This is a genomic window from Pseudomonas sp. MF6747 (assembly GCF_963890955.1).
Classification (GTDB): Bacteria; Pseudomonadota; Gammaproteobacteria; order Pseudomonadales; family Pseudomonadaceae; genus Aquipseudomonas.
The window spans coordinates 254147-277530 of the sequence record NZ_CAWPSZ010000002.1 but is presented as its reverse complement, the minus strand read 5'-3'; the positions used below and the strand labels follow the sequence as shown (position 1 = coordinate 277530).

The 23384-nt window shown below is 61.3% G+C and carries 18 protein-coding genes; 3 read left to right on the top strand and 15 right to left on the bottom strand.

Features of this window, described 5'->3' with window-relative positions; translation table 11 throughout:
* Nucleotide 1: 1 nt before the first annotated feature.
* The 8 genes from AACW30_RS03575 to hutC all read right to left on the bottom strand — a co-directional run bounded on the left by AACW30_RS03575 (nucleotide 2) and on the right by hutC (nucleotide 9392).
* Complete coding sequence (locus AACW30_RS03575) at nucleotides 2-1525, bottom strand: HAL/PAL/TAL family ammonia-lyase (protein WP_200624301.1); 1524 nt, start codon at nucleotides 1523-1525, stop codon at nucleotides 2-4.
* Nucleotides 1526-1668: 143 nt separating this feature from the next.
* Nucleotides 1669-2493 (bottom strand): quaternary amine ABC transporter ATP-binding protein, encoded by an 825-nt coding sequence (locus AACW30_RS03570; RefSeq protein ID WP_106577492.1) that lies wholly within the window; start codon nucleotides 2491-2493, stop codon nucleotides 1669-1671.
* Nucleotides 2490-3341 (bottom strand): ABC transporter permease, encoded by an 852-nt coding sequence (locus tag AACW30_RS03565; protein ID WP_058411854.1) that lies wholly within the window; start codon nucleotides 3339-3341, stop codon nucleotides 2490-2492. Before AACW30_RS03565 ends, AACW30_RS03570 begins: the two co-directional genes overlap by 4 nt.
* 72 nt (nucleotides 3342-3413) lie before the next feature.
* The gene (locus tag AACW30_RS03560; protein ID WP_106577491.1) at nucleotides 3414-4379 is read right to left on the bottom strand and encodes an ABC transporter substrate-binding protein; all 966 of its coding nucleotides are present in this window, start codon (nucleotides 4377-4379) and stop codon (nucleotides 3414-3416) included.
* A 69-nt stretch (nucleotides 4380-4448) separates the two neighbouring features.
* Nucleotides 4449-5906, bottom strand: a complete 1458-nt coding sequence (locus tag AACW30_RS03555; protein ID WP_200624286.1) for a purine-cytosine permease family protein — start codon at nucleotides 5904-5906, stop codon at nucleotides 4449-4451.
* A gap of 143 nt (nucleotides 5907-6049) precedes the next feature.
* The gene (gene hutU, locus AACW30_RS03550; RefSeq protein ID WP_200624285.1) at nucleotides 6050-7720 is read right to left on the bottom strand and encodes a urocanate hydratase; all 1671 of its coding nucleotides are present in this window, start codon (nucleotides 7718-7720) and stop codon (nucleotides 6050-6052) included.
* Nucleotides 7721-8124: 404 nt separating this feature from the next.
* On the bottom strand, nucleotides 8125-8685 hold the full coding sequence (locus tag AACW30_RS03545) for a HutD/Ves family protein (RefSeq protein ID WP_106577489.1): 561 nt from the start codon (nucleotides 8683-8685) through the stop codon (nucleotides 8125-8127).
* Complete coding sequence (gene hutC, locus AACW30_RS03540; RefSeq protein WP_232000148.1) at nucleotides 8682-9392, bottom strand: histidine utilization repressor; 711 nt, start codon at nucleotides 9390-9392, stop codon at nucleotides 8682-8684. The genes AACW30_RS03545 and hutC overlap by 4 nt, the downstream gene beginning before the upstream one ends.
* A gap of 147 nt (nucleotides 9393-9539) precedes the next feature.
* On the opposite strand from hutC, the gene AACW30_RS03535 reads away from it, so the two are divergent.
* On the top strand, nucleotides 9540-10904 hold the full coding sequence (locus AACW30_RS03535) for a formimidoylglutamate deiminase (RefSeq protein WP_200624284.1): 1365 nt from the start codon (nucleotides 9540-9542) through the stop codon (nucleotides 10902-10904).
* A gap of 131 nt (nucleotides 10905-11035) precedes the next feature.
* Here the strand turns inward: AACW30_RS03535 and AACW30_RS03530 are convergent, their stop codons facing one another.
* Together AACW30_RS03530 and AACW30_RS03525 are read right to left on the bottom strand one after the other, a co-directional pair.
* Nucleotides 11036-11605, bottom strand: coding sequence for a lipocalin family protein (locus AACW30_RS03530; protein ID WP_106577487.1), 570 nt, complete (start codon nucleotides 11603-11605; stop codon nucleotides 11036-11038).
* 30 nt (nucleotides 11606-11635) lie between these two features.
* Nucleotides 11636-11890 (bottom strand): hypothetical protein, encoded by a 255-nt coding sequence (locus AACW30_RS03525; RefSeq protein ID WP_017849914.1) that lies wholly within the window; start codon nucleotides 11888-11890, stop codon nucleotides 11636-11638.
* On the opposite strand from AACW30_RS03525, the gene AACW30_RS03520 reads away from it, so the two are divergent.
* Nucleotides 11889-12056 (top strand): hypothetical protein, encoded by a 168-nt coding sequence (locus AACW30_RS03520; protein WP_200624283.1) that lies wholly within the window; start codon nucleotides 11889-11891, stop codon nucleotides 12054-12056. The genes AACW30_RS03525 and AACW30_RS03520 overlap by 2 nt on opposite strands.
* A gap of 10 nt (nucleotides 12057-12066) precedes the next feature.
* On the opposite strand, the gene AACW30_RS03515 is transcribed toward AACW30_RS03520, so the two are convergent.
* From AACW30_RS03515 to AACW30_RS03500, 4 genes are all read right to left on the bottom strand, one after another.
* Nucleotides 12067-13077, bottom strand: coding sequence for a class 1 fructose-bisphosphatase (locus tag AACW30_RS03515; protein ID WP_053253909.1), 1011 nt, complete (start codon nucleotides 13075-13077; stop codon nucleotides 12067-12069).
* A 96-nt stretch (nucleotides 13078-13173) separates the two neighbouring features.
* On the bottom strand, nucleotides 13174-14517 hold the full coding sequence (locus AACW30_RS03510) for a DUF3999 domain-containing protein (RefSeq protein ID WP_200624300.1): 1344 nt from the start codon (nucleotides 14515-14517) through the stop codon (nucleotides 13174-13176).
* Nucleotides 14517-18065 carry a DUF2339 domain-containing protein gene (locus tag AACW30_RS03505; RefSeq protein ID WP_200624282.1) on the bottom strand — a complete coding sequence of 1183 codons (3549 nt, stop codon included), beginning with the start codon at nucleotides 18063-18065 and terminating at the stop codon, nucleotides 14517-14519. Before AACW30_RS03505 ends, AACW30_RS03510 begins: the two co-directional genes overlap by 1 nt.
* 170 nt (nucleotides 18066-18235) lie before the next feature.
* The gene (locus AACW30_RS03500; protein WP_200624281.1) at nucleotides 18236-20686 is read right to left on the bottom strand and encodes a glycogen/starch/alpha-glucan phosphorylase; all 2451 of its coding nucleotides are present in this window, start codon (nucleotides 20684-20686) and stop codon (nucleotides 18236-18238) included.
* A 236-nt stretch (nucleotides 20687-20922) separates the two neighbouring features.
* On the opposite strand from AACW30_RS03500, the gene AACW30_RS03495 reads away from it, so the two are divergent.
* Nucleotides 20923-21357 carry a YkgJ family cysteine cluster protein gene (locus tag AACW30_RS03495; protein ID WP_017529542.1) on the top strand — a complete coding sequence of 145 codons (435 nt, stop codon included), beginning with the start codon at nucleotides 20923-20925 and terminating at the stop codon, nucleotides 21355-21357.
* 192 nt (nucleotides 21358-21549) lie between these two features.
* Here the strand turns inward: AACW30_RS03495 and typA are convergent, their stop codons facing one another.
* On the bottom strand, nucleotides 21550-23370 hold the full coding sequence (gene typA, locus AACW30_RS03490; RefSeq protein WP_003217997.1) for a translational GTPase TypA: 1821 nt from the start codon (nucleotides 23368-23370) through the stop codon (nucleotides 21550-21552).
* Nucleotides 23371-23384 lie beyond the last annotated feature (14 nt).

Below are 23384 nucleotides of genomic sequence, written 5' to 3'. Positions count from 1 at the left end.
ATCAGTGCAAATGGGGTAATACGTGGTGCAGCAAAGCGGTGTCCTTAAGCAACGCGGCAGCGCTGGCGATGTCCGGCGCCAGCCAGCGGTCTTGCTCGTAAGGTGGGACTTTTTCACGTAGCAGGCGCCAGGCGCTGTCGGTGCCCGCGCCGAAACGCTGGTCCTTGAGAAACTCGAAGGCCTGGGCCGCCAGCAGGTACTCGATGGCGAGAATCTGGGTAACGTTGGCCAGTAACTGGTGCAGCTTGAGCGCGGCGTTGGTGCCCATGCTCAGGTGGTCTTCCTGCAGGCCGGAGGTGACGAAATTGTCGAGCACCGCCGGTTGCGCCAGCTGGCGGTTCTGCCCGCACAGCGAGGCGGCGACGTATTGCACAATCATCATCCCGGAGTTGACCCCAGGGTTGCTGACCAGGAACGCCGGCAAGCCGCTGACGTGCGGGTTGATCAGGCGGTCCAGGCGGCGCTCGGCCACCGAGCCGATTTCCGCCATGGCGATGGCGAGCATGTCGGCCGCCAAGGCCACGGACTGCCCGTGCGGGTTGGCCTGGGACACCACGCGGTAGGTGTCCGGCGTGCCGAGCACCAGCGGGTTGTCAGTGGCGCTGTTGAGTTCGGTCTCGATCTGGCGGGTGGCGTGTTCGACCTGGTCGCGCGCTGCGCCGTGAATGTGCGGGATCGAGCGGATGCTCAAGGCGTCCTGGGTGCGAATGCCTTGGCTGCTGGCGATCACCTCACTGCCGTCGAGCAAGGCGCGCAGGTTGATGCCGACTTGCTGCATGCCCGGGTGCGGCTTGAGGGCGATGATGGCTTCGTCGAACGCGTCGATCTGGCCGCGCTGGGCTTCGAAACTCATGGCGCCGATCACGTCGGCCCATTGCAGCAAATGTTGTGCGTCGGCCAGGGCCAGGCAGCTCAGGCCGGTCATGCACGGCGTGCCATTGACCAGGCACAGGCCGTCTTTGGCGCCGAGTACCACCGGCTGCAAACCTTCTGCCTGTAATGCTTGTTGCGCTGTCACGATCTGACCGCGATAGCTCACCGTGCCGACACCGAGCAATGCCACGCCGACGTGGGCCATGTGAGTCAAGTAACCCACCGAACCCTGGGACGGCACCTGCGGCGTGATGCCGTGGTTGAGCAGCGCCAGCAGCGAATGCACCACCTGTGGGTGCAAGCCGGATTTGCCGTGGCTGTAGTTGATGATCGCCGCGCAAATAATCGCGCGGGTTTGCTCGTCACTCAGCACCGGGCCGACGCCGCAGGCGTGGCTCAGCAAGGTATTGCGCGACAGCTGGCTGAGCTGCTCGCCCTTGAGCGACACATTGCACAGCGCGCCCAGGCCGGTGTTCACGCCATAAGCGCGCTCGCCGCTGGTGACGATGCGCTGCACGATGGCCTGGGCATTGTCGATGCGCGCCCAGGCCTGGCCCGAAAGTTCGAGCTGCGCACCAAAGCGGGCGACGGCGACCACGTCCTGCCAGCGCAGGGGAGCGTCGGCGATGATGATTTTTGCTGCCTGGGACATCTTCATACCTTCTTCAATTCTTGTGCAGCCTTACCGGCCTCTTCGGGGGCAAGCCCCCTCCCACCTTTGAAGGTGTTCACAGTTCAACATGTGGGAGGGGGCTTGCCCCCGATAGGGCCCGCAGCCTCACCACACAATCGGGCTCAAACCACCGCAGCGCGGCGCTGAACAAACCGGTCCACATACTCATCCGCCGGCGAATGCAGAATCTCGCGCGGCGTGCCGACCTGGATCAGCTTGCCGTCCTTGAGGATCGCGATGCGGTTGCCGATGCGCACGGCTTCGTCGAGGTCGTGAGTGATGAACACGATGGTTTTGTGCAGGGTCTTTTGCAGCTCCAGCAACTGGTCCTGCATCTCGGCGCGGATCAACGGATCGAGGGCGCTGAAGGCTTCGTCCATCAGGATGATGTCGGTGTCGGCGGCCAAGGCGCGGGCCAGGCCCACACGCTGGCGCATGCCGCCGGACAGCTGGTGCGGGTATTTGTTTTCGTAGCCTTTGAGGCCCACGGTTTCGATCCAGTGCAGCGCGCGTTCGGCGCACACCTGCTTGGTTTCGCCACGCACTTTCAGGCCGTAGGCGACGTTGTCGAGCACGCTCTTGTGGGGCAGCAGGCCGAAGCTCTGGAACACCATGCTGATCTTGTGCCGACGGAATTGGCGCAGGGCTTCCATGTCCAGTTGCAGGATGTCTTCGCCGTCCACCAGGATCGCGCCGCTGGTAGGGTCGATCAGGCGGTTGAAGTGGCGCACCAGCGTGGATTTGCCGGAGCCCGACAGGCCCATGATCACGAAGATCTCGCCGGTGCCGATGCTCAGGGACAAGTCGTTGACACCGACCACGCAACCGGTCTCGGCCAGTACCTGGTCCTTGGTCTTGCCTTGGCCAACCATGGCCAGGGCGTCCTTGGAACGGTTGCCGAAAATCTTGAAGACGTTTTTAACTTCAATTTTGCTGACAGTAGTCATTTGCTCGCCTCATGCCGTGGACGACCATAGGCCTGGGTAATGCGGTCGATGACCACTGCGAGAATCACAATCGCCAGCCCGGCTTCGAGGCCACGACCAACGTTGAGGGTCTGGATGCCGACGAGCACGTCTTCACCCAAGCCACGCGCACCGATCATCGAGGCGATGACCACCATCGACAACGCCATCATGGTGGTCTGGTTGATACCGGCCATGATGCTTGGCAGCGCCAGCGGCAGTTGCACGCCGAACAGCTGCTGCCAGCGGTTGGCGCCAAAGGCGTTGATGGCTTCCATGACTTCGCCGTCGACTTGGCGAATGCCCAGGTCGGTGAGGCGAATCAGCGGCGGCGCGGCGTAGATTACCGTGGCGAAAATCGCCGGCACCTTACCCAGGCCGAACAGCATCAGCACCGGAATCAGGTACACGAAGCTCGGCATGGTTTGCATGATGTCCAGCAACGGCATCAGCACCGAGCGCAAGCGATTGCTGCGCGCCGACAAGATGCCCAGCGGAATGCCGATCAGCACCGAGATCACCGTGGCGACCATCATCAGCGCCAGGGTTTGCATCAGCTTGTCCCACAGGCCAACCGCGCCCACCAGGAACAGCAGGCCGACGATCACCGCGGTGGTCAGCACCTTGCGGGTAGCATGCCAGGCGATGCCGCCGACGATGGCCAGCATCAGCCACCAGGGCGCCGCGCGCAGCAACCCTTCCAGGTTGACGATGGCCCACAGCAAGGTGTCGGAGATGTGCCGGAACACATCGCCGTAGTTGGTGACCAGTGAGTCCACCCAACCGTTGACCCAGTCGGCGATGGAAAACGTAAAACTCTCAGGAAACATATCGTGCTCTCGATCCAGTGGGTTGTGGCCGGGTGTCCGACCAGCCCCTCAGGGTAGTCGGACACGCTTGACCTACAAGGCCGCGTCGATTTTCTTGGCTGCGTCGTCGCTCACCCATGCGTGCCAGACTTCAGGATGTTCCTTGAGGAAAATTTTCGCCAGTTTTGGCGACTCAATTCGCTCTTTGGCCATGCGGCCCAGGTTCTGGTTCAACAAGTCGATAGGCAAGTTGACCTTCTCCAGCACGGCCACCAGCTCTGGCGCTTGCTCGTGAAAGGTCTTGGACAAGCCGACCTTGATGCTCACGCTTTTATCCACACCGGGCTTTTCTTCCAGTTTGACCAGGTCGACCTGGCCCATCAGCGGCGTCGGCGACCAGTAGTAGAACAGGATCGGCTCGCCACGCTTGTAGCTCGACAGCACCGCCGCATCCAGCGCCGGGCCGGTGCCTGGGCGGAAGTTGGTGTAGGTGCTTTCCAGGCCGTAGCTTTTGAGCATTTCGCTGTTGTCCAGCTCACAGGTCCAGCCGGCCGGGCAGTTGTAGAAACGGCCTTTGGACGGTTCTTCCTGGTCCTTGAACACCGAGGCGTATTTGGCCAGGTCGGCGATGGTTTTCAGGTCCGGCGCCTTGGGTTCCAACTTGCGCTTGGCGTCGCCTTCAATCACGTAGCGCGGCACGTACCAACCTTCCACCGCGCCGACGACCGGCGCACCGACGCCAACGACTTTGCCGGCCTTCTCGGCCTTGTTCCAGACTTCGCTGCGGCCGACCCACTCTTCGGCAAACACTTGGATGTCGTTGCTGCTCAGGGCGTTTTCCATGGTGATGGAGTTACCCGGCAGGCTGTCGGTTTTGCAGTCGTAGCCTTTTTCCAGCACGGTTTGCAGGATGTCGGTGAGCAACATGCCGCTTTCCCAGTTCAGGCCCGCAAACTTCACCGGTTTGCCGGATTCGCACCAACCGGCCGCCTGGGCGCCGGCACTCGCCAACACGCTTGCAGAGAACAACGTGGCCAGCAGGGTCTTATTCATCTTCATTGTTGTGACGCTCCCAATCTTGAAATGGATTACGGCAGTCAGTAGGCATCCTGCCCTGTCCACGTCCCATCAGGCCTGTGCAGCCAGCCCATTTGTCGTTGGTATAGCGCCCTGCTCTACCGGCAGGATCAGTCGTTCAGGAATTGCGCTGTGCCACTTTTTCGCGGCCCAGTAATACAGCGCGGCGGGCACCACCAGGCCGATGATCCAGGAGATATCGGTGTCGCCAAGGCTGGCAACCAGGGGGCCGGTGTAGAAATGCGTGGAGATGAACGGCATCTGGATCAGCACGCCCAGCACGTAGATGCTGATGCCCATCCAGTTCCAGCGGCCGTAGCGACCATTGGGGTTGGAGAGTGCCGGGATGTCGTAACGCTCTTTGGTGATGCAGTAGAAATCCACCAGGTTGATCGCGCTCCACGGCGTGAAAAACGCCAGCAGAAACAGGATGAACGCGGAGAAATCCTTGAGGAACGAGTCCTTGCCCAGCAACGCCAGCGCGGCGGCAATCGACACCATCAGGAAGATGTACAGCAGGCGCACCGCACTCGAAATGTGCCGGCTGCCACGAAAGCCGCTGATGATCGTCGCGATGGACATGAAGCTGCCATAGGCATTGAGGGTGGTCACCGTGATCTTGCCGAAGGCGATGCTGAAATACAGCAGCGCCGCGACAATGCCGGTGCCGCCCAGGCCGACGATAAACGACACTTCGTGGTGGGCGAATTGCGCACCGGCCAGGGCCGCCGCGAACACACCGAACACCATCGACGCCTGCGCCCCGATCACCGAGCCCAGGCCAACCGCCCAGAAGGTTTTCGACGCCTGCGTGCTGCGCGGCAAGTAGCGGGAGTAGTCCGCCACATATGGGCCGAACGCAATCTGCCAGGACGCCGACAACGAAATCGCCAGCAGGAAACTGCTCAGCGAAAAATGCTTGTTGCCCAGCAGCGCACCGACATCGTTACCGGCGAGCAATTTGTAGAACAGGTAGATGAAGGCAACCACGCCAAGCACGCTGGCGACTCGACCAATACCGTGGATCACGCGGTAACCGAAGACGGTGAACACCATGATCAGCCCGGCGAACAGCACGATGCCGACCCAGTCTTCCACGTGCAGCAGCTGCGCCACCGCCTGCCCCGCCAGCAGCGAGCCGCTGGCCGAAAAACCGATGTACATCAGGCACACCAGCACCAGCGGGATCACCGCGCCATACACGCCAAACTGCACGCGGCTGGAAATCATCTGCGGCAAGCCCAGTTGCGGGCCTTGCGCCGCATGCAGCGCCATCACGCCGCCGCCCAGCAGTTGGCCGATCAACAGACCGATCAACGACCAGAACACATCGCCGCCCAGCACCACGGCCAAGGCCCCGGTGACAATCGCAGTGATTTGCAGGTTGGCACCCAGCCACAGGGTGAACTGACTCAATAGACGACCGTGTCTTTCCGCTTCCGGGATGTAGTCGATCGAACGCCTTTCGATCAACGGGGTGGTGCTTGCACGTGCGTCATTTGCAGCCATGTGTGTTCAACCTCTGATGGATTGTTTGTACTTGCAACGCAGATCAAATGTGGGAGCGGGCTTGCTCGCGAAAGGGGTGGGTCAGCTAACGATTACGGTGACTGGCGCACCGCATTCGCGAGCAAGCCCGCTCCCACATTGAGTTACTTGATCATCGGCAGATTGAGGCCCTGTTCCTTGGCGCAGTCGATGGCGATCTGGTAACCGGCATCGGCGTGACGCATCACCCCGGTGGCCGGGTCGTTGTGCAGTACGCGGGCAATGCGCTCAGCCGCTTCGTCGGTGCCGTCGCAGACGATCACCATGCCCGAATGCTGCGAGAAGCCCATGCCCACGCCGCCGCCGTGGTGCAGCGAGACCCAGGTTGCGCCGCTGGCGGTGTTGAGCAAGGCGTTGAGCAGTGGCCAGTCGGACACGGCGTCGGAGCCGTCCTGCATGGCTTCGGTTTCGCGGTTCGGGCTGGCTACCGAGCCGGAGTCGAGGTGGTCACGGCCGATCACCACCGGCGCCGACAGCTCGCCGCTGCGCACCATTTCGTTGAACGCCAGGCCCAGCTTGGCGCGCTGGCCCAGGCCAACCCAGCAGATGCGTGCCGGCAGGCCCTGGAAGCTGATGCGCTCGCGCGCCATGTCCAGCCAGTTGTGCAGGTGGGCGTCGTCGGGGATCAGCTCTTTGACTTTGGCGTCGGTCTTGTAGATGTCTTGCGGGTCGCCGGACAGTGCAGCCCAACGGAACGGGCCGATACCACGGCAGAACAGTGGGCGGATGTAGGCCGGTACGAAACCCGGGAAGGCGAAGGCATCTTCCACGCCTTCTTCCTGGGCCATCTGGCGAATGTTGTTGCCGTAGTCGAAGGTCGGGATGCCTTGCTTCTGGAACTCGAGCATGGCTCTGACGTGCACGGCCATCGACTGTTTGGCGGCCTTGATTACAGCAGCCGGTTCGGTCTTGGCGCGGGCGCGGTATTCGTCCCAGGTCCAGCCGGCCGGCAGGTAGCCGTTGAGCGGGTCGTGGGCGCTGGTCTGGTCGGTGACCATGTCCGGGCGCACGCCGCGCTTGACCAGTTCCGGCAGGATTTCCGCCGCGTTACCCAGCAGGGCGATGGAGATCGCCTTGCCTTCCTTGGTGTATTTGGCGATGCGCGCCAGGGCGTCGTCGAGGTCGGTGGCTTGCTCGTCGATATAGCGGCTGCTCAGGCGGAAGTCGATGCTGACCTGCTGGCACTCGATGTTCAGCGAGCAGGCGCCAGCCAGGGTTGCTGCCAATGGCTGCGCGCCGCCCATGCCGCCGAGGCCGGCGGTGAGAACCCAGCGGCCGGTCAGGTCGCTGTTGTAATGCTGACGACCGGCTTCGACGAAGGTTTCGTAGGTGCCTTGGACGATGCCCTGGCTGCCGATGTAGATCCAGCTGCCGGCGGTCATCTGGCCGTACATGGCCAGGCCCTTGGCATCCAGCTCGTTGAAGTGTTCCCAGCTGGCCCAGTGCGGCACCAGGTTGGAGTTGGCGATCAGCACGCGCGGGGCGTTGCTGTGGGTCTTGAACACGCCGACCGGCTTGCCGGATTGCACCAGCAGGGTCTCGTCGTCATTCAGGTTGGTGAGGCTTTCGACGATCTGGTCGTAGCACTCCCAGTTACGCGCGGCACGGCCGATACCGCCGTACACCACCAATTCTTTCGGGTTCTCGGCCACTTGCGGGTCGAGGTTGTTCATCAGCATGCGCAGCGGCGCTTCAGTCAGCCAGCTTTTGGCGGTGAGCTTGTTACCGCGAGCGGCACGGATTTCGACGTCACGGTACTTTGTAGGCTTGGTCACAACAGACTCCTCGGCGATCGATGCGCGAACATTGATGGTGCGAAGGAGAGTCTTACGCACACATCTTTACTTGTACATACAAGCATATGCAATCGAGCGGCCAACTTTGCGCGTGAGCTGTTGAGATTTTTTTGGAAGGCGTGTGTAAGCCTTGAAAATTAAGGCTTGGAGGTTTGGTGAAATTTCTTATAGAGGCGTTTTTCAGCGAGAGAGACTGTTCATAACAACACGGCATTGCGCCACGCTGGGGCATTCGGTAACAAATTGGTGCGGGACCTGGAAACACATGCTGTAAGCGCCACAGAAGCAAATGTGGGAGGGGGCTTGCCCCCGATTGCGGTGTATCAGCCAGCCCATCTGGTACTGATACACCCTAATCGGGGGCAAGCCCCCTCCCACTTTTTTTAACCGCGTGCGGTCAGTTCGATGACGCAGCAGCGGCCACTGACCGAGAGGTCCAACAGGCCGGTGTTACCGTCCACCTGCAGACAATCGTGATGCCCCAGCTTCTGGTCCAGCACCTTCACTTCATCCGCCACGCTGAACACCAGCACCGTCTGCGCCGTCGTGAAAAACCGCTGCACGCCATCAATCCACTGAAAGCGCGCCTGATAACGCTGCGGCGAATAAATCAGGTTGAAATCGCGGATCGGCCCGGTGATCAAGCGGCACGAAACCTCGCTTTCACCGCTGAACGCAAAGGGCTGCAGCGGCAATAAACCACGCTGCTCTTCGCCATCCACGGTCAGGACCATGCCTGCACCCTTGATCACAGTGATCACGCGCTGGTAGCCGGCGAAGGTAGAAAACCCACCCGACTCGGCGATATCGGCAATCGACAGGCGCCAGCCAAAGCCATCCAGGCCGGTGCCTGCGTCACGGGTGATTTCTTCGGTGCTGCCGCCGCCGTTTTTCCACGGCATGCGGATGTAATCGGTGGCGCGCCAGACTTTCACTGCACTCATTTACTGAAACGTCCTTCCAGGCTATGACGGGAACCGGGGTGGATCAAACGCGCGGCGGTCACCGGCTGGCGACCGGACCATGTACGTCGGCGAATCAGCAGGCACGGCTCGCTCGGCTCGATCTGCAGCAGCTTGCACTCCTCGGCATCGGCGAGGATCGCTTCAACCACATGCTCGCCTTCGGTCAGCGGTGCAACCTGGTTGAGGTAGGCGTACGGCGTTTGCTGGGTGAAATCCTGCTGCAAGTAATCCGGCGCGACGAGGGCATTGACGAAACGGTCTTCGATTTGCACCGGAATGTCGTTTTCGAAGTGCACGATCAGCGAGTGGAACACCCGCCCGCCTTCGCGCATTTCCAGGGCGACGGCGCGCTCGGAGCCTGCGGCCTCTTCGCACAAGTGGATGACCTGGCAGGTATGCCGGTGACCGCGGGAGGCGATCTCATCGGCAATGTTGTGTACTTCAAACAGCGCCGACTGGCTCTTGGGCTCGGCGACGAACGTGCCGACGCCTTGCATGCGCACCAGCAACCCTTCGGCGGTGAGTTCACGCAGGGCGCGGTTGATGGTCATGCGGCTGAAACCCAGCTGGCTGACCAGCTCGCTCTCGGACGGCACGCGGTAATGCGGCGGCCAGTTGCCGTTGAGGATCTGCTGGCTGATCATCTGTTTGACGCGGGCATACAAGGGCGCCGGACTTTCGTCCATGTGGGCAGCCAGCGAAGACTTGGCAGGCGGAGTCGGCACAGGGAATCCTTGCAGGGGGAAAAGATGCATAGATTGCCGGAGTTTACCGAGCAGGCAAACGTCTGTATATGTATATACAAATAAACACACGACCGGGGTGCCTTGATCATGTCCGCTTTCTTTGCCGAACGCGCGCTGCTGCCTAATGGATGGGCCAACGATGTACGCTTTGATGTCAGCGCCGATGGCGTACTGACCCACGTTGAGCCCAACGCCACGGCAGACGGCGCCGAGCGGCTCAGAGGCCCGGTATTGGCGGGCATGCCGAACCTGCATTCGCATGCATTCCAGCGCGCCATGGCGGGCCTGGCCGAAGTGGCCGGCAACCCTAATGACAGCTTCTGGACCTGGCGCGATCTGATGTACCGCATGGTCGGCAAGATCAACCCGGAGCAACTCCAGATCATCGCGCGCCAGCTGTATATCGAGATGCTCAAGGCCGGTTACACCTCGGTGGCCGAATTTCATTACGTGCATCACGACGTCAGCGGCCAGCCCTATGCCGATCGCACGGAGCTGTCGCGGCAGATCAGCCAGGCAGCCGCCAGCAGCGGGATTGGCCTGACGCTGGTGCCGGTGCTTTACACCCATTCCGGGTTTGGTGGCCAGGCGCCGAACGAAGGCCAGCGCCGATTTATCAACAGCACCGAAAACTACCTGGACCTGCAAGCGCGCCTCAAGCCGATTCTCGCCGCGCAACCGGCGCAGCAGTTGGGCCTGTGCTTTCACTCCTTGCGCGCTGTCACGCCGCAACAAATCAATGACGTCCTGGCCGCCAGCGACAAGACGTGCCCGGTGCATATCCACATCGCCGAGCAGCAAAAAGAGGTCGATGACTGCCTGGCCTGGAGCGGCAAGCGACCGTTGCAATGGCTGTATGACAATGTCGACGTCGATAAGCGCTGGTGCCTGGTGCACGCCACTCATGCTGATGCTGACGAAGTGGCGCGCATGGCCAAGAGCCGCGCGATTGCCGGTCTGTGCCTGACCACCGAAGCCAATCTGGGGGACGGGATTTTCCCCGCCGTCGATTTCCTCGCTCAAGGCGGGCGCATGGGCATTGGTTCCGACAGCCATGTGTCGTTGAGTGTGGTGGAAGAATTACGATGGCTGGAATACGGCCAGCGCCTGCGCGATCAACGGCGCAACCGCTTATACCGCAGTGACCAACCGATGGTCGGCCGCACGCTGTTTGATGCCGCGCTGGACGGCGGTGCCCAGGCGCTGGGCCAGCCGATTGGTCGATTGGAAGTGGGGAAACGCGCGGATTGGATTGTGCTGGACGGTGATGACCCGTACCTGGCCACGGCCAGCGAAGACGGCATTCTCAACCGCTGGCTGTTCGCCGGTGGTGACCGGCAAGTGCGTGATGTGCTGGTCAACGGCAAGTGGATGGTGCGCGATGGCCGCCATGCCGGTGAAGAAGAAAGCAGCCGGGCATTCACGCACGTGCTGAGAGATTTGCTGGGCTAACCAACAATGCAAAACCAATGTGGGAGCGGGCTTGCTCGCGAATGCGGTGTATCAGTCATTACCTCTGTCGACTGACACTGCGTATTCGCGAGCAAGCCCGCTCCCACATTTTTATCGGCGCTGGTACAGGTTTACTGCGAGGTCTTCGCCATCTGCCTGTCCGACGTGCGCCAGATCAATCGCGTGGTGTCATACCCTTGCTGGCGCGCCCTGCTCAGCAGGTCTTCGCGAGTGTCGGCGTTCACCGTCGGCGTACGTGACAATATCCACATGTAACGCCGGCTTGGGCTGCCGACGATGGCGGTCTTGTAGTCGTCGCTGACATACAGCACCCAGTAATCGCCCTTGGCGACGCCCGGCAGCAGCGCCGTGAACCAGTTATTGAATTCCACCCAAAGCTTGTCGGTCTTGCCCGGCACTTGCGGCGTGGCCGTGCCCTTGGCTTCTTCCCACTTCCATTCAGGTGTCAGGCAGCGGTTGAACACCGACATGTCGCCATCGGGCAGCAACGTGTAGCGGGCTTCGGACTGCGCGCAGTTGCGCTGGAAGTACATGGGCAATCGGGCCAACTCATACCAGGTGCCCTGGTAACGCTTGAGGTTGACGTTGCTTGCTGTCTTGGGTTGCAGATCATCGCCAGAATGGCTGGCGCAGCCTGCCAAAAACAGGCTGGCACAAAGGCACAAAACAAAACGCATCATTCTTCTTCTCCCGCAGGCTCGCGCCCCGGTTTACTTCAGGCCTTGCCCGGAAAACATCAAAACTTTGTCACCGGCATATTGAACGCTGATAAAGCTGTTTTTATCGCCCCAGGTGCAACTGGACATGCCCAGTGCGCCAGAACAATCGGTTGGCTTGCCCAGCAGCGACTCCACCTCAGCCTTGGCCATGCCAGCCGACAACTTCGCGTAGTTTTCTTGGTTGACCTTGCTGCAAGCGGCCAATAGCACGCAAAAAGCCAGCAGGGCGAGACGGCGTAACGACATGGAAAAACTCCTGGAGGGACGAAGCAGCTTGGGTATCTGCCAGAAGCTTAGAAGGGAAAAGAGGTGTCTGGTTCCCGATGAGCAAAAACAAAAAAGCCCCGAAAACGCTGAAACGTTTCGGGGCTTTCTCAAGAGTGAACAGCCTCACAACATCGCGGATAAGTGATCGCCGCGTCTTACTTCTTGTGGTAACCGGTCACACGCTCAACTTCTTCTTTGGAACCCAGGAACACCGCCACGCGCTGGTGCAGGCCTTCGGGCTGGATGTCGAGGATGCGCTGGTGGCCGTCGGTGGACGCGCCGCCCGCTTGCTCAACCAGGAAGGACATCGGGTTGGCTTCGTACATCAAACGCAGCTTGCCCGGCTTGGACGGCTCGCGGCTGTCACGCGGGTACATGAACAAGCCACCACGGGTCAGGATACGGTGCACGTCAGCCACCATCGCGGCGACCCAGCGCATGTTGAAGTTCTTCTTCAACGGGCCTTCCTCACCTGCCATCAACTCGCCGACGTAGCGAGTCACCGGCTCTTCCCAGTGACGCTGGTTGGACATGTTGATCGCGAATTCCTGGGTAGAGGCAGGAATAGTGATGTCTTCGTGGGTCAGCACGAAGCTGCCCATTTCGCGGTCCAGGGTGAAGCCTTTGACGCCATCGCCCAGGGTCAGCACCAGCATGGTCTGTGGGCCGTAGATCGCGTAGCCGGCAGCCACTTGCTCGGTGCCTGGCTGCAGGAAGGCCTTTTCGTTCAGCGCTTCGTTCTGGCTCAGGTATTCGTTCGGGCAACGCAGTACCGAGAAGATGGTGCCGACCGGAGCGTTGATGTCGATGTTGGACGAACCGTCCAGTGGGTCGAACACCAGCAGGTAGGCGCCTTTCGGGTATTTGCCCGGGATCTGGTAGGCATTGTCCATTTCTTCGGACGCCATGCCGGCCAGGTGACCGCCCCATTCGTTGGCTTCGAGCAGGATCTCGTTGGAAATCACGTCGAGCTTCTTCTGCACTTCGCCTTGGACGTTTTCAGTGCCCATGCTGCCCAGAACACCACCCAGTGCGCCTTTGGACACGGCGTGGCTGATTTCCTTGCAAGCACGCGCCACCACTTCGATAAGGAAGCGCAGATCGGCAGGCGTGTTGTTGCTGCGGGTCTGCTCGATCAAATAGCGACTCAGGGTAACGCGGGACATGTAAGGCTCCGGAGAATGGGGGGCTTAAAAACCCGCGCAGTTTAACGCGAGTCGAGGGTTATTTCCTCTAATCAGAGGATTTAACGCCAATAGAGTTCACGGTTTGGCCGCAGGCGCACGCAACAAACTGTAGGCCATCGCCCCCAGCGCCGCCACACCCAACAGGAGCACGGCCCACAGGCCGAGTTTCTTCCAATCGGTGCCCACTTCGGGCGATGCGGCAACGGTGGCGCTTTTAACCACAGCGTCACCGGTGACCCTGGCCTGGCCCAGCGTCTTGAGACGCTCGGCGCTGTAGTCGGGAATCAAAGTCGACAAGGGCAGGTTCGCCGCCTTGACCCCGCCATTGCCCAACGCCAGGGTAAACGGCGGCTCACCCCGCGCCAGAAACACCAACTGCGTGGCGCGCACGGCAAAACGCAGGGCTGGCGCCTCAACGCCCAGGCCACCGCCGCGCTCATCCACCTGCAATTTAAGCTCGCCGACGGCCACTCCCGGCAGTTGCAACTCATCCTGCACCACATCCTGGCCATTCTGGGTCAAGCGGTACAACACACCAGTGCTCAGCGGCTGCCAGGCTTGATTGGCATCACGGCGCCCCGCCAAGGTGACCGGCGCCAGCGTGTTCGGCTGCTTCAGCTCGATGCGCAAACGCTCGACATGCAGCCCCGTCGGCAACTGCCAGCTGTACTCGCCCGCCTTGAGCCGCGCGCCCGACAAGGGCTGCGACCACACCAACGGCATCGGCAGGCTACTGCTGGTGGCGCTCACCAGCTTGGCCGAGGTCAGCGTCGGCGCGACCTGGCCCTGCCACAGCAGGCGCAGGTAGCGCGCCGATTGCCCCGGCAAACTCACCTCATGTTGCTCGACACGCTCGTCGGCAAACGACAGACGTGCCACCTGGCCATCGCCCCACGACGCCCAGTGCTGCAAGTCGTCGCTGGCCTCAATGCTGAAACGCTGGAAGCCGTCCTGTTCGCGGCTCCAGTCCAGGCTCAGTTGCTGCAACGGCGCCTTGATCGCACTGGCGTCCAGCACCCAACCGCGCAGCACTTGCTTGCCCGCCCTGGACGGGCGCACTTCGAGCAACGTGCCTTCGGCCGTGGATTTCATCACCACATCCGGCACGCTTTCGCGCGTGTCGGCGGCGTACAGCGGGAACCACTTCACGTCGGTCACAGTGCGGCTTTCAGTGCGTTGCACAGATTGGCGTGACAGCGCATAGGCCTGAGGTTCACCGGCGGCATTAAACACGCGCACATCGCCGAGATCCGCCTGGCGCGCGCTCAGTTGCACAGACAGCGGCAACTCCAGGCGATACCAAGGGCCGTTGCCACTCACCGCCAGCGGCACTTGCGTGGTGAAGTCGGCAGGCGTTTCCTGCGCCCACACCGACGACGTCATACACACGCCCACCGCGATCACGCTCAACTTACCGATCAAGAGGATGCTCCTTCAGTTTCCAACACAGGTTCGGCACGCTTGGGCGGCAGCGGCGCAAAGTAACCCACCACCAGCAGCAACCCACCCACGCCGATAAACGACACGATCCGCGCCAGCCCGCCGCGGTTGCTCAGCTCGACGAAAAACAGCTTGGCGACCACCACCGCAATCAGCGCCGCACCGATCAACCACACTTCGCGACGATGGCGCAGATGGCCGCCGATCATCAGCCCGAGGGCGATGAGGGTCCAGACAATCGACAGGCCGGCCTGAACCAGCATCGACTCCAGCAACGCCTCCGGATGGAACGGCACGCCTGCCCAGTGGTGGGCAGCGCGCATCACCAGGGCCGTGAAAAAGGCAAACAACGAAACACCCGCAACACCTTGGGCGACCAGCTCGGCGCGTGGACCGCGCTGCGGCGCGATGCTGCGCGACCACAGGTAAATACCCAGCAACGCGAACAACAGGCCCAGGTCCAGGGGGCTGAGCAGCGGCACATATGGCAGCGGTTTGGCCGTGCCATCGCTGAAGATATTGGCCAACCAGAACCAGCCGAGCATCAACACCGCCAGCGGCAGCGCGGCGAGCACACGGTATTCACGTGGATACGCCGACACCGGCCATGGCCAGCGGCGTGGCGCAGCCGCCAACACCAGGTACAGACTTGGCAGGATCGCCCAACCCAGCCAGCGCCAGGCGTTGTACTCGCTCGACAGCAGCAACAGGCCGTAACGCAGCTCGAGCGCCAGCACGCCGATCAGCATCCAGCAGCCGAGTACGTGAGCGATGCTCAGCACGTTGCTCGGCACGTTGCTCGGCACGTTGCTCGGCACGTTGCTCGGCACCACCGCCGCCAAACGCCGTAGCGAAATGAAATGCACCACAAACACTGCCAACCATGCCAGCCAGCCGTACTGCGCCGCCGGGTGGTAATAATCATCGGCTGAGGCCAGCAACACCACGCCCGCCGCCGGCATCAGCAACGCGCATAGCATGCCCAGCGACGCCCAGCGCAAACGTTCGGCCAGCAGCGCCCAGATCGCCACGCTCACCGCCGCGATGCCGAGCAAATATGCGCCTTGCTGCGGCTGCGCGATAAACCGCAACACTTCACCGATCAGCGCCAGCGTCCACCAGGCCGCGCCCCACACCAGCAGCAGGTCAGACAGGCGTTGCAGTTTCAACACGGCAAACACCGGCGCATGCGGCTCACGCTGCAAGCGCCAGGCGCCGACCAAGGCAGCCAGGCCCAACACCATTGGCGTCCAGAAACCGCTGTGCGCCAAGGGGCGCAAGCCTTCGCTGCTCAACGGCCCGAGCAGCTGTGGCACCGCCAACAGGAACGAGGCGCCGCCGATCAGTTGCAGCAGTAACCCAAACACGAAGCTCACACGCTGTTGCAGGTACAGGCTCAGCCAGATGATCAGCAAACCGCTGGCCGCCCACACGCCGCTGGCGCTGTCCCACGGCAGTACAAACAGTACCGCGAGGTTGATCAGTACCAGACCGGCGAGCAGCACCACTGACAGACCGCGCAGCAGGCCGACGTCGCTGCGCACCTTGTCGTCGCGCACGGCCAGCAGCATGCCGCCAACCAACGCCAAACCGATCAGCGAGGCGGTCAACAAACCGCTCCAGCCCGCACTGAATACCGCCGTCCCGTCGCCGCCCTGCAGGCGCAGGAGGAACAACGCACCACCGAGCAATTGCACGGCAAACGCAGTGAACAGGAAGGTGCGCGAGCCGATGCGCAGGCCGACAAACAACGTCACAAGCCCCGCGATTGCCCAACTGATGGCGGTGCCCTGGGTCAGCAGCAGCAACGGTGCGAGCAGGTACAAAAAGCTCAGGCCCAGGCTCGCCAGCACGGGCTGGCCTTTGCGCTCCCAGTCCGCCGCCTGCTCGATTGACGCCCTGCGTAACTGATCGAAGCTGAACAACAGCGCAGCACCCAACAACAGCGCGCCCAGCGGTGCACCGTCAAGCAAGGTCAGTTCGCCTACGCGCAGTTCGCTGAGGAAGGTCAGCGCCGAACCCACTTGCAACAACAGGCCAAATGCACGTGCCAGCGGCCGCTGCTGACGCAAGCCGAGCCAGAAGATCCCGGCGCCCTCCACCGCCCAGGCCGCGGCCGTCCAGCGTGCGTCGAGGCCCAGCGGAATCGCCAAACTGGCAAAGATCACGCCCAACGCCAGGCAGGTTTCCGCCAGCAACAAAGCCCGCCCGCCACGCAGCCCTTGCGCCAGCCCCATGTACAGGATGCCAAGGCCCAGCGCACTGAATGCGGCGGCAAATTCCAGGTGCTGCACCAGCGCGAACTGCAAACCAAAGCCCACCAACGGCGGGCCGAACAGCATGCTGCCGTCGACATAATCACCCTTGGCCGCCGACCAGCGCAGCAGCGCACCCCGACTGTCGTCTTCGGGTGCGTCGCTCATCTCAAGCAATGTGCGCCGGGCGAACAACAGGCCGATGGCCAGGTACATCAGGAAAAACACGATCAGGAACGGCTCGGTGCTCCACAGCAGTTCCGGCGTGTAGGAACGCATGCCCCAAGCGAAACCGATGCCGAAGGTGCCGACAAAACCGATCAGGTTAAGCAAGCGCCAGGCCTTGAACCAGGCGATGGCGAGGATACCGGCGTTCAGCAATGCGAAGTAGCTGAACAACGCCACGTGATTGCCGGCGCCGGTTGACGTGAGAATCGGCGCGGCAAAACCACCCAACGCCGCCGCGCAAGCCAGGCCGAGGGCATCCTGGGTGATCGCCAGGATTGCAGAGAACACCGTGACCGCCACCAGCAGGCCCAGCGCGGCGCCCGGATCGATCAACGGGTGCAAGCGCATCGCGGCGAACACCGTCAGGTACAACACGGCAATGCCGGTTCCTTGCAGCATCAGGCCGTAATTGCTATTACGCAGCCGCAACCACCAACCCAAGCCCAACAGGCCGATGGCGGCAGCGGCAACCCCGGCGTAACGCAACTCGATCGGCACCACCACGCCTTCGGTGGCATAGCGCAGCAAAAAGGCCAAGCCCAGGAACAACAGCACCACGCCGACGCGCAGCACGGTGTTACCGCCAAACAGCCAATTGCGTGCGCCACTGATGGCGCGCTCGATCAGGTTGGGGCCGCGGGGCGCGGCAGGCGCTTTGGGAGTTGGCGCTGCGACCCAGGCGTCATCGGGCAGCGGCTGACTGGCTTGGGCGGCCACAGCCACGGGCGCCAGTTCGGCGGGTAGCTCCCAGACAAGTTCGGGCTTTGCAACGACAGGAGGGGGTTCAGGCACGGAGGGTTCGACAATCACGCTGTTCGTCGGCGCGGGCACCTCCAGTTGCCGCAGGCGCTCACCCAGCGCAATCAGCGCCTTCTGCGTGGTTTCCAACTGACGAGCCTGCTGGTCCGCCTGCGCCGACAGCTTCGCCAGGCGAATGGCCTGGCCAATGCCCAAGCCCAGCAGCGCACCGATACCCGCATCACTGAACGACTCATCGAGTGTCCAGCCGAGCACCAGGCCAATCAGCATGAAAATCCATTGCATGGTCGATATCCCTAAGCAGCCCGAGGCGGGCAAACCGGGGCCTAGTATATCGACGCGGGGCCAATGTGGGAGGGGGCTTGCCCCCGATAGCGGTGTGCCAGTCGACATATCTGCAAACTGGCAATCCGCTGTCGGGGGCAAGCCCCCTCTCACATTTAGTATTGCGGTGATTAGTCGAGCGCTTTCCAGATTTCGGTCGCGTACTCCCTGATGGTGCGGTCCGAGGAGAACCAGCCCATGCGCGCCGTGTTCAGCACCGCCGAGCGCCACCACGCCTTGGAGTCATGCCAATGCGCCTCGACCCGCGCCTGAGCGTCCCAGTAGGAGTCGAAGTCGGCACACACCAGGAAGCGGTCGTAGTCGATCAGCCCGTCGATCAGGCCCACATAGCGGCCGGGATCATCCGGCGAGAACACCCCGCCGCGAATCGCTTGCAACACGTCGTTGAGACGATGGGAGGCAGCAATTTCCGGCCCGGCGTTGAATTCGCCAGCGTGCTTGCGGGCTTCAACCTGCTGAGCACTGAGGCCAAAAATGAACATGTGATCGGCGCCCACGTGCTCGTGCATTTCCACGTTGGCGCCGTCCATGGTGCCGATGGTCAGCGCGCCATTGAGGCCGAACTTCATGTTGCTGGTGCCCGAGGCTTCAAAGCCGGCCGTGGAGATCTGCTCCGACAAATCCGCCGCCGGAATAATGCTTTCCGCCAGGCTGACGTTGTAGTTGGGCAGGAACACCACCTTGAGCAAACCGCGCACGGTCGGGTCGTTGTTCACGGTGCGGGCGATGTCGTTGGTCAACTTGATGATCAACTTGGCCTGGTGATAACTCGCCGCTGCCTTACCGGCGAAGATCTTCACCCGTGGCACCCAGTCGGTGCCAGGCTCGGCGCGGATCGCCTGGTACAACGCCACGGTGTGCAGCAGGTTGAGCAGTTGGCGTTTGTACTCGTGGATGCGTTTGACCTGCACGTCGAACATCGCCGCCGGGTTGACTGAAATACCCAGGCGCTCGTGGATGATCTCGGCCAGTGCACGTTTGCTGTGCAGGCGCTGGTCGGCGAAGGCTTTGCGGAAGGATTGCTTCTCGGCGAAGGTTTCCAGCTCCGTCAGGCGGGTTTCCATGGTGTCGAGAATATCCGGGCCCAGCGCCTCCACCAGCATCTCGGTGAGCTTGGGGTTGGCCTGGTACAGCCAGCGGCGGAAGGTGATGCCGTTGGTTTTGTTGTTGATGCGCTCCGGGTACAGCTTGTGCAGCTCGGAGAACACCGTGCTGCGCATCAGTTGGGTATGCAGGCCAGACACGCCGTTGACGCTATGCGAGCCGAGGAACGCCAGGTTACCCATGCGCACGCGGCGGCCGTTGTCTTCTTCGATCAGCGACACGGCGCGCAGCACGTCGAAGTCGTGAATGCCTTTGGCCCGCAGCGAGTCGATGTGCTGGGCGTTGATCAGGTAGATGATTTGCATGTGCCGCGGGAGCATGCGCTCCATCAAGCCTACAGGCCAGGTCTCCAGGGCTTCGGGCAGCAGGGTGTGGTTGGTGTAGGAAAGGGTTTCAACCGTCACGTCCCACGCCGCTTCCCACGGAATGTCATGCAGGTCGACCAGTTGGCGCATCAGCTCGGCGACGGCAATCGAGGGGTGAGTGTCGTTGAGCTGAATGGCGGCGTGCTCGCCCAGGCTCAATACCGAGCCGTGCATGTTTTTGTGGCGGCGCAGCAGATCCTGCAGCGAGGCAGAGACGAAGAAGTATTCTTGGCGCAGGCGCAGTTCCTGCCCTGCTTCGGTGCTGTCGGCCGGGTAGAGCACGCGGGAGATGCTTTCGGCGCGGGCGACTTCAGCGACGGCGCCCAGGTGGTCACCGGCGTTGAAACGCTCCAGGTGCAAGTCTTCCACGGCCCGTGCACGCCACAGGCGCAGGGTGTTGACGCTGGCGCCGCGCCAGCCGACGACGGGGGTGTCATAAGCCACCGCGCGCACGGTTTCATTCGGCGACCACACCTGGATCATCTTGCCGGAAGCGTCCGCCAGGGTTTCGACGCTGCCGCCAAAACCGATGGGGTAAATCACCTCGGCCCGTTCGAATTCCCACGGGTTGCCAAAGTCCAGCCAACGCTCAGTCTGTTCCTGTTGCCAGCCATCGACGATCGCCTGGCGGAACAAACCGTGCTCGTAACGAATGCCATAACCGTGGCCGGCAATGCCCAAGGTCGACATGCTTTCCATAAAGCATGCGGCCAGGCGGCCCAGGCCACCGTTGCCAAGCGCCGCGTCGGGCTCCAGCAGGCGGATGCGCTCCAGGTCCACACCGAGTTCGGACAGCGCTTCGCGCGCGATCTCCAGCACGCCGAGGTTGCTCAGGCTGTCGTAGAGCAAACGGCCGATAAGAAATTCCAGCGAAAGGTAATAAACCCGCTTCTGGCCTTTGCGGTAAATACGCCGCGTGTGGTCCATCCAGTGATCGACCATCTGGTCGCGGGCGGCCAGCGCAATGGCTTCGAACCAGTCGTGGTCGAAAGCGTGGTCGGGGTCCTTGCCCACCGCGTAGGTGAGTTTGGTCAAGACAGCATCGCGGAATGCGGCTACCTCTGCTTCTCGTGCAAGCGGTTCCTGAGACATCGGTGCGACCTCGGGCGAGATTGAAGGAGTTGCTAGAGCCTAGTCGGTCTGACAGACGGTAGACGCTCTGGTTCGGCAGTTTTTTAACTCATTCACCGTTGCGCAAAATTGATGCAGGGGTCGTGCCCAATCGGTGCGTGAGTAGCCTTCGGGCTGAAAACCGCAAAATATTGTTCAAAAAACCATCAATCCCGGTATGATCGCGCGCCCGGATATAGCCCCACCTTGGAACCCTGATGAAGCCTCAACTGATCGCCGCTGCGGAACTCGACCGTCTCGAGACCTGGCAGAAATATTCCGCCCACATGTGCGGTGGCTGCGTGTCCAGCTGCTGCACGCTGCCGGTTGAGGTGAAGATCAAGGACCTGATCCGCATTGGCATCGTCGATGAGTTCGAGCGCGGCGACCCGCCCAAGAACATCGCCAAGCGCTTGCAGAAAGAAGGCATCGTCGAGCGCTTCAATTCCAAATCCGAGATTTTTACCCTGCAGCGCATGAGCAATAACGATTGCCTGTACCTGGATCGTAAGACGCGCTTCTGCACTATTTATGACAAGCGCCCGGATACGTGCCGCAACCACCCGAAAATCGGGCCGCGGCCGGGGTATTGCGCGTACAAGCCCAAGGAAGTGGTGCGCGAGACGAAGTTCAAGACGCTCGATAAGTTCTGATTCGATTTTTGTGGGGCTGTTGAGGGCCCTATCGGAGGCAAGCCCCCTCCCACCTTTGATCTGTGAGCACATTCAAGTGTGGGAGGGGGCTCGCCCCCGATGAGGCCGGTATATTCACCACAAATTCTGCAGGCACAAAAAAACGCCCCCGGCCTTTCGACCGGGGGCGTTTTTCATTCAGCCTGAGTTAACTCAGTTCTTGGCTTTCTTGGCAGCGCGGGTACGCTCGCCTTCGTCCAGGATCTTCTTACGCAGGCGGATCGACTTAGGCGTGACTTCGCACAGCTCGTCGTCCTGGATGAATTCCAGGGCCTGTTCCAGGGTGAAGCGAACAGGTGGAACCAGAGCGATGGTTTCGTCTTTACCCGAAGCACGCATGTTGTCGAGCTTCTTGCCTTTGGTTGGGTTGACGCCCATGTCGTTGTCACGGCTGTTCAGACCAACGATCTGACCGTTGTAGATCTCTTGACCGTGTTCCACGAACAGCTTGCCACGCGCCTGCAGAGTTTCCAGGGAGTAGGTCAGTGCCTTACCGGTTTCTACCGATACCAGAACACCGTTCTGACGGCCGGACATGTCGCCGGACTTCATGGTGTCGTAGCGATCGAAGATCGAGGTCAGGATGCCAGCACCGTTGGTCAGGGTCAGGAACTGGTTACGGAAACCGATCAGACCACGAGCAGGGATGTTGTATTCCAGACGCACACGGCCTTTGCCATCCGGCACCATGTTGGTCAGGTCGCCCTTACGCAGGCCCATCTCTTCCATGACCTTGCCCTGGGATTCTTCAGGGGTGTCGATGGTGACGTTTTCAAACGGTTCCTGCTTCACGCCGTCAACCTGACGGATGATCACTTCTGGACGACCAACGCCCATTTCGAAGCCTTCGCGACGCATGGTTTCGATCAGTACCGAGAGGTGCAGCTCACCACGGCCGGAAACCTTGAACTTGTCAGCCGAGTCGCCTTCTTCAACGCGCAGAGCAACGTTGTACAGCAGCTCTTTGTCCAGACGTTCCTTGATGTTACGGGAAGTCACGAACTTGCCTTCTTTACCGCAGAAAGGCGAGTCGTTTACCTGGAAGGTCATGGAAACGGTTGGCTCGTCAACGGTCAGAGGCTTCATCGCCTCGACGTTGTCCGGCTGGCACAGGGTGTCGGAGATGAACAGCGAGTCCATACCGCTCACGCACACGATGTCACCGGCAAACGCTTCTTCAACGTCGATACGGTGCAGACCGTGGTGACCCATCAGCTTCAGGATACGGCCGTTGCGTTTCTTGCCGTCGGCGCCGATGGCGACAACCGGGGTGTTCGGCTTGACGCTACCACGAGCGATACGGCCAACACCGATAACACCCAGGAAGCTGTTGTAGTCCAGTGCCGAGATTTGCATCTGGAACGGACCTTCACGGTCAACTTTTGGCGCCGGTACGTTGTCGACGATCGACTGGTACAGCGGGGTCATGTCTTCAGCCATGTCGGTGTGTTCCAGACCGGCAATGCCGTTCAGGGCCGAGGCGTAGACGACTTTGAAGTCCAGCTGTTCTTCGGTAGCACCCAGGTTGTCGAACAGGTCGAAGATCTGGTCCAGAACCCAGTCCGGACGCGCGCCTGGACGGTCAACCTTGTTGATGCACACGATCGGACGCAGGCCGGCTTCGAACGCCTTCTTGGTCACGAAACGGGTTTGCGGCATAGGGCCGTCTTGAGCGTCAACCAGCAGCAGAACGGAGTCAACCATCGACATTACACGTTCAACTTCGCCGCCGAAGTCGGCGTGGCCCGGGGTGTCCACGATGTTGATGTGGTAGCCGTTCCAGTTGATAGCGGTGTTTTTAGCCAGGATGGTAATACCGCGCTCTTTTTCCTGGTCGTTGGAGTCCATCACGCGCTCGTCGTTGAGCTCGTTGCGCTCCAGGGTGCCGGATTGACGCAGGAGTTTGTCTACCAGGGTGGTTTTACCATGGTCAACGTGAGCAATGATGGCGATGTTACGTAGATTTTCGATCACTTGTGTATCTCGAT